The organism is Enterococcus alcedinis, from assembly GCF_014635985.1.
Lineage (GTDB): Bacteria > Bacillota > Bacilli > Lactobacillales > Enterococcaceae > Enterococcus_I > Enterococcus_I alcedinis.
In genome coordinates, this window is record NZ_BMDT01000012.1 from 89687 (window position 1) to 102792 (window position 13106).

At 36.0% G+C, this 13106-nt stretch carries 9 protein-coding genes; 4 read left to right on the top strand and 5 right to left on the bottom strand.

The genetic code is table 11. From position 1 onward, the window contains the following. Positions 1-13: 13 nt before the first annotated feature. Genes IEV09_RS11240 through IEV09_RS11255 form a run of 4 tightly spaced genes read right to left on the bottom strand, consistent with a single transcriptional unit; the run spans position 14 to position 7013 of the window. On the bottom strand, positions 14-3538 hold the full coding sequence (locus IEV09_RS11240) for a glycoside hydrolase family 2 TIM barrel-domain containing protein (protein WP_188368405.1): 3525 nt from the start codon (positions 3536-3538) through the stop codon (positions 14-16). 4 nt (positions 3539-3542) lie between these two features. Continuing rightward, positions 3543-4436, bottom strand: coding sequence for a carbohydrate ABC transporter permease (locus IEV09_RS11245; protein WP_188368406.1), 894 nt, complete (start codon positions 4434-4436; stop codon positions 3543-3545). Between the two features lie 15 nt (positions 4437-4451). Beyond that, positions 4452-5342, bottom strand: a complete 891-nt coding sequence (locus IEV09_RS11250; protein WP_229731711.1) for an ABC transporter permease — start codon at positions 5340-5342, stop codon at positions 4452-4454. Between the two features lie 57 nt (positions 5343-5399). Continuing rightward, positions 5400-7013, bottom strand: a complete 1614-nt coding sequence (locus IEV09_RS11255) for an extracellular solute-binding protein (RefSeq protein WP_188368407.1) — start codon at positions 7011-7013, stop codon at positions 5400-5402. A 207-nt stretch (positions 7014-7220) separates the two neighbouring features. On the opposite strand from IEV09_RS11255, the gene IEV09_RS11260 reads away from it, so the two are divergent. Both IEV09_RS11260 and IEV09_RS11265 read left to right on the top strand, forming a co-directional pair. Beyond that, the gene (locus IEV09_RS11260; protein ID WP_188368408.1) at positions 7221-8966 is read left to right on the top strand and encodes a sensor histidine kinase; all 1746 of its coding nucleotides are present in this window, start codon (positions 7221-7223) and stop codon (positions 8964-8966) included. Between the two features lie 19 nt (positions 8967-8985). After that, positions 8986-10620 (top strand): response regulator transcription factor, encoded by a 1635-nt coding sequence (locus tag IEV09_RS11265; RefSeq protein WP_188368409.1) that lies wholly within the window; start codon positions 8986-8988, stop codon positions 10618-10620. 348 nt (positions 10621-10968) lie between these two features. Here IEV09_RS11265 and IEV09_RS11270 read toward each other — a convergent pair whose 3' ends face one another. Further along, positions 10969-11883 carry an NAD-dependent epimerase/dehydratase family protein gene (locus IEV09_RS11270; protein WP_188368410.1) on the bottom strand — a complete coding sequence of 305 codons (915 nt, stop codon included), beginning with the start codon at positions 11881-11883 and terminating at the stop codon, positions 10969-10971. A 119-nt stretch (positions 11884-12002) separates the two neighbouring features. Here IEV09_RS11270 and IEV09_RS11275 point away from each other — a divergent pair, with 119 nt between their 5' ends. Together IEV09_RS11275 and IEV09_RS11280 are read left to right on the top strand one after the other, a co-directional pair. Continuing rightward, a complete protein-coding gene (locus IEV09_RS11275; RefSeq protein ID WP_188368411.1) occupies positions 12003-12587 on the top strand; it encodes a rhodanese-like domain-containing protein in 585 nt (194 codons plus the stop codon). Positions 12588-12784: 197 nt separating this feature from the next. Then, entirely contained in the window at positions 12785-13057 is a 273-nt protein-coding gene (locus tag IEV09_RS11280; protein WP_229731712.1) for a hypothetical protein, read from the top strand. The last annotated feature ends 49 nt before the right edge of the window (positions 13058-13106 follow it).

The window sequence follows — 13106 nt, forward strand, 5'->3', positions numbered from 1 at the left end:
TCCAATCTTTTAATTAAAATTGTATTTTATATGTTCGTTTCCCTGTTCCCGAAGCAGCATAAACATTGATTTCTAAATTGCCACCACAATCGTCGCGGTGAATCGACACCGGTTGAGCATACAAGATATTATGTTCTTCGGTTTGACTTAACATGTTTCCAGATATTTCAATTTTTGCATCTGGATCAAAAGCTAATGCCTTTATAGTTAAAACTTCTTGCGTAGGTAAACGATACTCTAAAATATTTGGTTCGAAAACAAGAGGATTCTCTTGAACCAGAATTCCAGATAATGCATATTCGTTCACGCTATCGACACCATAATTTTCGTAAATTTCAATTTTTTGAATCCCAGCAAGTAACTTGCCGTCAACGCTGACAAATTTGACTTTAATATATCGAACTTCCTGTGCGGTAAATAAGTCCAGTACACCATTCGACCATGATGTTCGACGGTTTTCAGTTTGCTTTGTCCAATCGCGACCATTTTTTGATGTATGAATTTCATACTGATAAAAAGTACAATCAGACCCCATCTGCCCACCTACAAGAATTTTTATATTGCGAATTTGATAAGTCTCTTCTAAATCGACTTGCCACTCTTGGTTACCCTCTCTCGGATTTTTACCGAACCAAGCTCCACCTGTCCAAATAGCTCCGGATTGTTCTGAATTCACAGTTGCGCTTGTTGGTTTATTAAAAGCAATATTACGAGACAGTTCTGTCGCTTCTTCATCGATCATTTCTTGCCATAAGTACGGTGACAAGAGGAGAATCTCTGTTGGCATCGTTGATTGAAGTTCAATACTAATTTCTTTCGCTCCTTCAACAACCATTTTTAAGCTACCAACATGACCTCTCCACCTTAAAACATTATCTAAGTACACGAGTAACTCTGCTTGTTCATCCCCACTTTTAACGTAAGCATCCGTATAGAAATATGTTTCACCCTCTAGTTTCCAACTTGTCTTATCCGTAAGTAAAATACTTTCTGGATAAACTTCTCCTTCAATAATTGTAGTAGGAAAATATTGTGCATCGCCCGTCATTACATGGCTCCATAAATTCGACTGTCCTTTTTGTTCCTTTTCGGTAGGTGAAGAAACGACTCCGTTAAAAGAAGTATTCAACATTGGCGAAAAAATTATGTCACCTTTCCCATCAATTAAATCTTTTCCTGATGCCTTTATTTCAAACTTACCGACTGAGTAACCCGCTTGAACATAAACTGAAGCTATTCCTGCTTCTGCCCAAGCCGGATTTGTTGCGGCTAATAAATCACCATCCCCTACAATTGTCGCATCACCTTCAACGGTAAAAAATATCTTTTGTTCAGCATTAGTGCAAAGAACACCCTTTTCATCAACAATTTCAGCTCGTACTAGGACAAGGTCGTTTCCATCAGCCTGTACTGGTACTCCGAGTGTATCAACTGAAATATTTAGATGATGTGGCTCCCCAGCAGTTTCTTTCGTTTCTTCAATCAATATTTTTCCTGATTGATCCATTCCTCGAGCACGTAAAATACTCCCACTTTCATAAGGAACTTCTGCAAAGTAAAAGGGTGGATGCGGCAAGTAATTCGCCTCTTCTTTTTGGTAAGGTGTCTCTGTTTTTTCCCAAATAACTTCGCCATTTTTTTCAACCGTTAGGGTTACTTTATCCACATTACTATAAATATAAATTTCTCTTAATTCGTCTGTGCCAATACAAATCAGCTTTTCACTTTTATCTAAGATTGGTGCTTTTTCTGTCCAATCGCTGGCAATATAGAGAATCAGGTTTTTATCTTGCTGGCTAGCATATGCCCAATAAGATGTTTTCGGTAAGCGATAGCCATCCCAAATTCCACACGGTGACATCAAACTACCTGCCCCACGACTATCAATTCCTGTCCAAATGGCTGCTCCAGTAAAGGCCGGATTTTCTGCTCTTATTTTATAACAACGTGCTAAACTATAATCTTCTGGCAAGTTTCTAAATAGCATTTGATTTGCTTTTATGAGATTACGTGCTTCACCATGCGGATAAAACCCATCCGTGTTTCCTCTAGTTACTCGGCGAGAATTAAAGTCTCCATAGTATTCAATATAATGGTCTGTATACTCTCTAAGAAACATCACTGCTTTTTCTGTTTTTTCTAATGGATCTTGAAATCCATAAACAAATTCAGCATCTGTATCAATACCGTTAGCCTCCGCTCTCGCATCATAGCCATAACTTTCCGCCGATACTTTTGCGTCTTTTTGCTCTGCTAACGCCACTAATGCCGAATCTCTAGAAAAACCACGAGGAACATGATAGGTTTCATTTAAAACTGTTTCATATGCTAAAATGCAAGGATGATTACGGTCTCGACGAACCATTTGTTGAATATTTTCTCTCACCCGCGAAGAGAACGGTTCTGGAGTATCTGTTGGATACCATTGCCAACCAGGTGTTGCTTCAAATACTAGTAATCCTAGTTCATCACAAGCATCTAAGAAGGCTTCTGACATAGGGTAATGAGCCCCTCGGACAACTTGAAATCCTGCTTCTTTAAATAGAATCGCATCTCTTTTTTGCATCGCTGCTGATGCGGCGTTTCCAATTACAGGATAATCTTGATGACGATTAATTCCAGACAAAAATAGTTGAACTTCGCCATTAATTAAGACACCTTTTGTTCGATCGACCTCAATTTTCCGAATGCCAAATGGTGTTTCTTTACAATCGATTCGCTCACCATCTACGGAAAGCGAAACTTTTATTTTATAAAGGTTTGGATGTTCTAAATTCCATAGCTGAGGGTCCATAATCGTTATTTCTGCCACAATTTCTTGTAAACTATCAGCCGCCACTAAATTTTGTTTTTGCTTACGAACAACACTCTTTCCTTGATTGTCCACGACATCGTATTCAAAAAAAACATTTGAAGCTTGATTTTTCATTGAGCGCACTTGAGTTCTCACTAAAAGAATCGCTTTTTCTTTGGTTATCATTGGATATTCAAGAATGATTCCCCCTTGATTTTCCATTTGTTCAAAAATTGGATCTGTAATAAAAATATCATCGACCGCTTCTAACCATATGTCTCGATACATGCCCCCAAAATAAGTGAAATCAAGTAAGGCTTGAGGTTTCCCGGGAGGTACTTGTCCGTCATCTCGATTATCCGCGCGGACCACCAAGCTATTTTCTCGGCCATCAAAATATGCTGCTTGATTTAATTTGACAACAAATGGCAAATAGCCACCATAGTTCGTATATAATAATTCACCATTTAACCAAACATCCGATACACCCATCACAGCTTCAAATGTCAAATACAGACTTTTTTTAGCTAATTCGTTTTCTAAAGTGAAGTACTTCAGATATGTTGCTACCCCTTGCGCTGTTGTGATTCCACGATGGGCATATGGTTCTAGACGAAAAGTATGTGGTACAGTAACCTTTTCCCAATTATCGGGGAATTGATTTGGTCCCATTTCTTCAATCTGATTAACACAATCTTCTCTTATAAAATACCAATCATTTTGTAAGCGCCATTTCTCCCTCATTTTTCTACCCTTTCACACTTCCAAGGACTAATCCTTTAGTAAAATATTTTTGTAAGAATGGATAAATAACCATTACAGGGATCGCACCTAAGAACAATTGCGCTGCACGACCCGTTCGTTCGTTTAGTTGTGCCATAATATCTTTCATGTCACCACCAGCACCTTGGCTCATCATTTGCTCAAAGTTTTGTAGCAATGATTGTAAATACGTTTGCAACGGATAATTTTCTGGACTACTCATATAAATCATTCCTGAAAACCAATCATTCCATTGTGCAACGATACAAAACAATCCAACTGTTGCTAATGCCGGTTTCAGAATAGGCAATAAAACTTGTACTAAAATTTGAATTGGGCTCGCACCATCAATCGCTGCTGCTTCTTCAATTTCTTCTGGTAACCCTCTCATAAAATTCAGTAATACAATCATATTGGTAATTGGCAACGCACCAGGAAGAACCAATGCCCATATTGTGTCCTTTAATCCTAGAGAAGTTACCACTAAATACGTAGGAATCAACCCTCCACCGATTAACATCGTAATTAAGAAAAAGGTCATATAATAATTTCTTCCAGCAACTTGTTTTTTTGTTTTTGATAACGGATAGGCTGTAATAATCATTAAGACTAAATTAATTCCTACGCCTAGAATTACTCGTTCAAACGAAATAAGCATCGCACGTAAAAACTTTCCTCCTGTCAGTGCAAACTCGTAGGAAGACAAGTTAAATCCGACTGGGATAAAAGCCACTTGGCCAGCTGCAACGGCGGTTCCTTTACTAAAAGAAACTGCTAAGAGATGAACAAACGGAAGAACACAGGTCATAGCAACAATAAGTAAAAATAATAGATTAAATACATTAAAGACTTTCCGTCCTTTTGTTTGATATGAATTCATTTTTTTCTCCCTTTCTTAAAACACCCGATATCCAGCAACTTTATCCGCAAGAATATACGATACCCCTACTAAGATGCAGGAAATAGCTGATTTAAAAAGTCCCACTGCTGTACCTACGGAGTACTGTGCTTGTTGGATACCCAGTCGATAAACATAAGTATCAATAATATCCCCTGTTTCATAGACTACTGGTGAATATAAGTTGAATATTTGGTCAAATCCAGCACTTAATACACCGCCTAATGATAAGACAAGCATTAAAATAATTGTTGGCATTAACAATGGTAAAGTAATATAGACTGTTTGTTTCCATCGCTTTGCACCATCCATTACGGCAGATTCATACAATCCAGGATCAATGCCAGAAAGGGCTGCTAGATAAACCACTGTGCCAAAACCAAATCCCTTCCAAATATCTGTCACAATCATCGTCCACGGAAAGATCTTTGAACTACCTAAGAAATTAACTGGGTCCATACCTATCATTCCTAAAAGTTGGTTTACCGCACCATTTTTTGATAAAATTTCCATTAAAACACCCGCCATAATTACCCACGACAAGAAATTTGGAATATAAACAAGGGTTTGAAAAACGCGTTTAATTTTTTCTGAAATTAATTCGTTTAATAATAATGCTACGATTACTGGAACAATTACACCCCCGAGTAATTTAAAAAATGATATATATAACGTATTCCAGATAGTTTGAATAAACGCTGGTTGATTAAAGATATATCGGAAATGTTCTAATCCAACCCACGGCGAGGAGAAACCTAAACTTGGATTATAGTCTTGAAATGCGATAACAAGACCATACAACGGGATGTAACTAAATATAAACACAAGTATAATTCCAGGTACTAACATTGCATGAAACTGCCACTGCTTACTAATATTTTTTTTCACCTTACTTGTTCCTCCTTAAAAATATAACGGGAATTTCTTCCCGTCATATCGAACTATTTATTTTCCATACATTTCGTTGACTTCTTGCGTCACTTTATCACCACTGGCTTTTTCCCAATCTTTAACAAGCGTATCAAAGTAATCAACTGGTTTTTCACCTACAATAATCTTAGTGAAACCTTCAATTAAAATATCATCCAACGTACTTCCAACTTTTCCAAGTGTTTCTGTCGGTGGTCCCCACAATTTATCTTCTAATAACAAGCCTTTGTCCATCATTTCAGCTGTCACTTCCATTGATGATTTTTCCTTACCATATTGTAAGTACTCGCCACCACCATCAGGGTTATTATCTTCAATAACCATCATACTTTTAGCAAACTGTTCAGCATCTTGCCCCCATGTAGACGTATCTGCTGCCGAACCTTCCGGCAAAGCCTCACTAATACGTTTATAACGGTTATACTCTGCATCTGGATTGAAAACACGGAAAGAGTATGGGACAGTGTTCATATTAAATAATGATTTGACCAATTCTGGACTTTCATCCCCTTCACCACTCACCATGTAAACATAGTAGTTCATTAAGCGAATCGCAGCTTCTGGGTTAGGGAAACTTTTACTAATAACATTGTAACCATAGTTGGCAAATTTAATTCCTGCTTTTGCATCTTCACCTGTCACTGTCGGCATTGGATAAGCATCAAATGTACCTTCTACACCAAATTGTTCAATACTTCCTGGTCCTACACCCCAAACAAACCAAGTACTAAAAGGACTGATTCCTGCTTCTTCACTTAAGACTTTTCGGAACATCTTATCCCCATCTGTAATTGTAAATTCAGAATCCAATAATCCTTCTTTATACCATCTAGCATATGTCTCTAGTACCTGTTTCATTTCTGGTTGAACAGATCCATATTCAATTGAACCATCCTCTTTTTCAATCCAAATTTTTGGATACGCACCCCAACCTGGTGCCATCGAAAACATTCCCATTAAATCTGATGTCTCAGTAATAGCAAAATCACCATGTTTTTCTTTAATTGCTTTGGCCATCTTCTCAAAATCATTAATAGTTTTAATTTCTTCTATTCCTGATTCTGCTTTCCAATCTTTTTTAACCCATAAAACAGGAACATCTGCCCCTAAGTTCAATTGCGGAACCGCATACAATTTTTCATCTACTTTTGCTGTGTCAAAAATACCTTGATTTTTATCCATATAGCTCTTCAATAAATCCGATGCATTTTCTTCCCAAATTTCTGATAAATCCCAAATTAAATCGGCTGCTTGCAACTCTTTTAATTGCTGGGCATTAACAGTAAACACATCAGGTAGATTTCCTTCTGCAATCGATAAGTTCAACTTTGTTTTATAATCGTTACTTACCCAATCGTTTTTCACTTGGATGTTAAAACGTTCTTTGTATTCTCGGTACCAAGGGTTGTTATCGTAGTTATCGCCATCCTCCCAACGAATGGCAGCGTTCTCACTCATTACCGTTCGAATAGTGACCTCTTCATCGTAAGGTGCCCAAATATCCGTTTTTGCTTCTACTGTTTCACGATTCTTGTTTTGTTTTTTACTATCATTCTTTTTCATACAACCGGTAGCTAGAAGAACCATACTTGAGGCTAATACAACCGTTAACACTTTTTTCATCTTCATTTTACTTCCTCCTAATCTTTTCAATAACTGTATTTTTATCGATTTTAAACAAAAAATCTATATTTTTTTTTTGTTTTTTTATAATTTCAATACTTAAAGAGAGCGCTTCCTCATTATTTTATAAATTTCTAAAGATTTTATACATTCGACTTACACAAATATGGAGTATACTATGACTACAAACAGTTCATTTTTTTAGGAGAAACCATGAAACCACAAAATTCGTTATTAACAAAAGTTATCTTATTATTTATTAGTATTTTTATTCCTTTAGCTATTGTTGGTATCATTTCAATTAACCTAAGCAATCAAAAATTGAAAAATCAAGTACTTACTTCAATTGATTCCAATAATGAAAATTATATTTCCCAACTGAATACGTCGCTCGATAACATTTATATCAATATGTATAATTTAATTAATCAATCCAACTTTAGAAATTTTTCACATACATATAATGATTTTTCACCTTACGATAAACGGACACAAGTCAACTTGATCCAGGAGCAATTAACCGGTTTACAAATCGCCACACCATTAATCGATTCTGCTCATATTTATTTTTTTAATCATGCGATTTCTTTTCATACTCGTGGCTATACTTTTGGTACTTATAACCATTTAGATAGTAATTCTATACGAACATTTAAACAAATGACACAAGGAAAACAACTGAGTTATTATTACGAGAATCCCATCTCAGAAAGTTTATCATTAGATCTTTTCATCGCACCTGAAGTTTCAGAAGACTATGCCGTCGGGGTAACAATCTCTCCTTACGAGTTAAAAAAGTACTTGAAGAAAAATAGCGCTTATAAAAATGAAGGTCATTTTTTATTTTCTGACTCTGCATTTAGAATCGATAACCTTCCAGAATCAATTGAAGCGGACGTTGTTTCTCGTAAAGATGAACTGATTCAAAAGAGTAGCACTGATTCTCTTTTTAAAGTCAAATTAGGCGGAAGCAACTATTACGTATTCTCTTATAAAATACCTAGCCTTTCAGCCAAGTACATGCGATTAATTCCAACAAGCTCTCTATTACAAAATATCAATACTGGGCCAACGATTGTTCTTATTTTCTTCTTATTCGTCTTTGTGGCATGCATTCTCTTTTTCATAGGCGCCTATCGATTAATCCATAAACCATTGTACCAGCTGACAACTGCGTTTGAAGAACTTGAAGAGGGTAATTTTTCTGTTTCTATTAATGATCGTAAAAATGCTGATTTCTTTTATTTGTTTCAGGCATTTAATAATATGACATCCAAATTAAACCTTTTGATTGAACAAGACTATCAACAACAAATCTTATTACAAAAAGCAGAACTCAAACAACTACAGGCACAAATTAACCCTCATTTTTTATACAATAGTTTTTTTATGCTACAGCGTATGATAAAAATGGACTTATCTGAAGAATCTCAAGAAATGACTAGTGCGCTAGGCGCATATTTTCGATATTTAACCAGAAACAGCATGGATAACGTAACCTTAGAAACAGAATATGAGCATGCTAAAACATACTCCTATATCCAAGGATTGCGTTTTGCAGGACGTATTCAAATTACCTTTGAAGAACTACCAAGTAGCTTCAAGTATCTAGATGTACCAAAATTAATCCTTCAACCTTTGATTGAAAACGCTTTCGATTATGGTCTTGACAATAAAATGGAAAATGGACAGATAAAAGTACGTTTTTTCTGTTCTAGTACGGAACCAAATAAACTCACAATTATTGTAGAAGACAATGGCGATGATTTAACAGACGATTTATTGCAAGATTTGAATGATAAGTTAAAGCGAACAAAAAAAACCTCCGACAACATAGAGATGACGGGGCTTTTAAATATCCAAAGGCGACTAGCAATCTTTTCCAATTACAATTACTCACTTAACCTCTCGCGTTCAAATATGGGAGGATTACGTATTTCAATTCACTTAATAAAATAATTTTTCTAGGAGGCTCTTTATGCGTTTGTTAATTGTAGATGACGAGCATTACATTGTAAATTATTTATCAACTATTATTGAAGAACAAGAAATTACTGATTTGGAAATTCATAAGTGTTACTCGGGTACAGAGGCGCTTAAAATTGCCCAAACCACCCTTATTGATCTAGTGTTATTAGATATCAAAATGCCAGGTATATCAGGACTTGAAGTTGCCCCGCAACTAACCCAATTGTTACCGAACTGCCGTATTATTTTTTTAACCGCCTATGATAATTTCAATCATATTTATGAATCGAACAAATTAGAACGTACACGCTATCTCCTGAAAACAGAAGATGATGAAGTAATTTTAAATGAAGTATTACATACTTTAAACGAATTAAAAGCAGAACAAACCCAACTACTTCTTTTATCAGAAGCACAAAAGAAATCGTTTCTTCTTTCACATTTACTGCAACAAAATGTACTACAAGGAATTATGGCTGGACAGTCAATTAATAAAATTGAACGAGAATTACGTATTGTTGGTTCTGATTTCCAGCTAAATTTGCAAAAACCCGTCTATTTAATGTACACACAAATCAAATACGAAACGTTCGATGAAAAAAATGCAACAAATTCTACTTATATCGTACAATACCTTCAAATGATAACGAAACTTGTTGATGGAAAATTTAAATTTTCTATGTTGGATTTTGGAAAAGGGACTTTCTTACTCTTCTTCCAACCCTTCAACGATGCATCTACTGATTTCGAATTTTTACAGTCTGCTGCAAATGATTTTGGTGATTATTTTTTCTCCAATTACAAAAGATGTGTCATTACGGTTCTTTATCCCGAATTCTCTCAGTGGGATGAAATTTGTAATCATTTTCATTTAATGCAACAATACGTGGAGTCCTCTCTTTCGGCTGTACCAATCATTTACTCTACTGCAAAGATACTAAATAAAAACCCTCTTCATTCTTCGACGAATGAAGAACCTATTGATCGATTATCCCTTGATCGAAAACTACAGGAACTTTCTTTTTACCTTAACCAAGGATCTGAACAAGATTTTTTCAATATTTTAAACGCTTTAGGTTTAGAATGTATGCAAATTCGTAACATGCATAACATTACTGCTGTTAAAATACACAGCTCAATCACTCTGATGCTAATACAATATATCGAGCTGCACCAATTACAAGAAAAAATAGTTTCCAAGATTGCACTCTATCCTCTCTACGATAGGCAGGATTTTTCTTCTTGGAAAGAGATCTTTCAGTATCTAGACAATCTTTCTCGACGTCTTTTTGATATCTTAAATTCAACCACTCTTGATCGAAATGAACAATTAGTCAAAAAAATCAAAAAATATATTCGTAATCATCTTGCTGAAGCCCTTAACTTAACAACCATTTCACGGGTAGTTCATTACAATGAAGCCTATATTTCACGTCTATTTAAACAGACCAATGGCATGGGTATTTCTGAATATATTTCTCTCAAACGGATTAGTAAGTCGAAAGAATTACTTGTAAGTACAACGGAGTCAATGCAATACATTGCAACAGCGACTGGTTTTGATACTGCCCAATATTTTTCTATTGTTTTTAAAAAAACAACTGGTTTTTCTCCAAGTGAGTATCGTCGTTCGCATTTAAATTAAAATAAATAGTCATCACTTGTGGTCTTTTTCTCTATAGATTTTTTAAGCTTCAAATGAACGGAACTTCGATCATCTACTCCACTAACTTGAGCGAAAAAATTTCTAACCCACTTAAAAAAACAAAATCCCCCGAGAAACACGTTCCTCCATAAGAAAAGGTCCGTATTTGTCGGGGAATTATTTTAGTTTTTTACCTATCAGAGTGCCAATCTTTATACAGCCGAATTCCCTCTTCAAAATAAAAGTAGTCGCCCGACAATATACATTCATCGATAAGAATATGCTTCAGGAGCACACAAATACCGACGACTCATTCCCTATGCGCCTTTATTTCTATGAGTCTAGCGTTTAATTAATTTCTTTACTTAACTCACGCTCAATGTAAGCAAGGTAGTCTCGCTTATTAATTACTGCTTCATTTTCTCGGTACCATTTCCACGACTCTGTTAACCCTTCTTTGATGTCTTTGGTCTTTCCTATAATGGCTGTTTGCTGTGCAACATCCAGTTCATATTGATAATTCGGAAAACTAAAATACTGACTTTGATTTTGCGTGTCTGGGACTTGAACAAACGAAACCTCTTCTCCAACGGCCTCGTAACCAGCAGTCACCCAGTCTTTAATCGAAATCATTGCTTCATTTCCAACATTATAAATTTTTTGTTCTGGCTTCGTCGAAAGCAGCCCTTCAACTAAACGACACAAATCTTCTATATGGATAAATTGCAATCCTTGCGACCCATCACCTGGCAAATAAAAAGGACGTTTTTCTTTGGCACAATCAAAGACAAAAGCCTCGCGATAGGCATTGTTATACGGTCCATAAATGTAAGCTGGACGTAAAATATACGCTTGTGGGACACGCTCGAACAATACTTGTTCAGCGGCAATTTTATTCGTTCCATAGCTCGTCCAATAACGATTTGGACCGACGACTTGAGTTTCTGTAAATGGTTGTGGCAACGTCTCAGGGTAAACGGCACTCGTACTAATAAAAACATAATCGTTGATTGCTGGTAGCGCGTCTAGTAACAATCGGATTTCTTCTGCCGTATAGGCATTTACATCAATCACAGCATCGAATTCCGTCTTTTTTAGCGCCTCTCCTAATTGATAACGATCGGCTTCAATCAACGTAACCCCTTCAGGTTGCGGATGATTGTTTCGATTCAGGACATAAACATCATCGCCTTTTCCCACAAAGTATTCCGCTAATGAGCGACTCACAAAAACAGTACCACCAGTAATTAATATTTTTCTCATGGATGGATTCTCTCCTTTTTCTTTAGTATAACGTAAAATAACAATTAAGCGCATTCATTTTTTATCATTTCCAAAATCTATTGTATACTAAGACTAATATAACTAAAGGAGTGATTCTTTTGCAAAAAATAGCTTTTAACACGATTACAAATCAACAAATCATCGACACTCGTCTACAACACGCCTATCAAACAGGTTCTCTAAAAGGTGCTGTTAATATTCCATTGGCAAAATTCGAAAAAGTCGCTTCTAAACTCATTTCATCGAAAAACAGCTTGGTGTTCATTGTAGATGAAGCACAGACACAACAATTAGATACTTTAGAAGCACAAGCACTCGCGCTTGGATTTCCAGCACCTCTTTCTTATTTATTATTGGCGGAGATTCCAGTCGACCAACTAGTCCAAACACAGACCATTTCTGCAACAGATTTTCTAGCAACGACAAACGACTATATTTTATTAGACGTGCGTGATCAAGCCAATGTAACAAAACCTGCACCTGAGAAAAATCTCAAAACAATTTCCTTAGATGATTTAGCGAGTACATACGCACAATTAGATCCTGAAAAAGAAATTTATACCTTATGCGGATCAGGCAATAGTGCCACTACTGCTGCTTCCTTTTTAAACAGCCACGGTCATAAAGCTACCGTGATTGAAGGTGGCGCCACTGCGATACAAAAAGAATTAGAAAATCAGTAAAAAACAGTCGCATAAAACACAAAGTAATGCGCTATTACTTTGTGTTTTTTCACTTTCTCAAATAGAGTCCTTTACGAAAATATTTTCAGTTATTGAAAATCAATCCTCTCTCTATTCTAGTCATTGTGTAAGCGGTTTTTATCCGATATATTATGGATGTTAAAAGAAACTATTTTATTTTAGGGGGAGTATTATTTATGAAAGAAGCAATTCAACAGTCTATGCGAACATTCGCTAGAGCAATTATTCAACCCGTCATGTTTATGGCTGTCTCCGGTTTAGTCATTTCAATCGCGGCAATTATGCGAATGAACTTTATGCCTGAAATGATTCGGACCATTGGAGATTTCTTTTTTGGTATTGTGAATAACGGTGCCATTGGTTCATTATCTATTATTTTTTGCGTCGGAATTGCAACCGCTTTATCAAAAAAGAAAACCGATGCCGCTATTGATATGCTCCCCTCATAGTAGACACTAGAAAAAACAAAAATTCTAGTCTACTATGAGAGGAGTTTTT

Bases quoted from the DNA above. Each gene is read 5' to 3' on its own strand.
- IEV09_RS11240 (WP_188368405.1), bottom strand. From the start codon at position 3,538: ATGAGGGAGAAATGGCGCTTACAAAATGATTGGTATTTTATAAGAGAA.
- IEV09_RS11245 (WP_188368406.1), bottom strand. From the start codon at position 4,436: ATGAATTCATATCAAACAAAAGGACGGAAAGTCTTTAATGTATTTAAT.
- IEV09_RS11255 (WP_188368407.1), bottom strand. From the start codon at position 7,013: ATGAAGATGAAAAAAGTGTTAACGGTTGTATTAGCCTCAAGTATGGTT.
- IEV09_RS11260 (WP_188368408.1), top strand. From the start codon at position 7,221: ATGAAACCACAAAATTCGTTATTAACAAAAGTTATCTTATTATTTATT.
- IEV09_RS11265 (WP_188368409.1), top strand. From the start codon at position 8,986: ATGCGTTTGTTAATTGTAGATGACGAGCATTACATTGTAAATTATTTA.
- IEV09_RS11270 (WP_188368410.1), bottom strand. From the start codon at position 11,883: ATGAGAAAAATATTAATTACTGGTGGTACTGTTTTTGTGAGTCGCTCA.
- IEV09_RS11280 (WP_229731712.1), top strand. From the start codon at position 12,785: ATGAAAGAAGCAATTCAACAGTCTATGCGAACATTCGCTAGAGCAATT.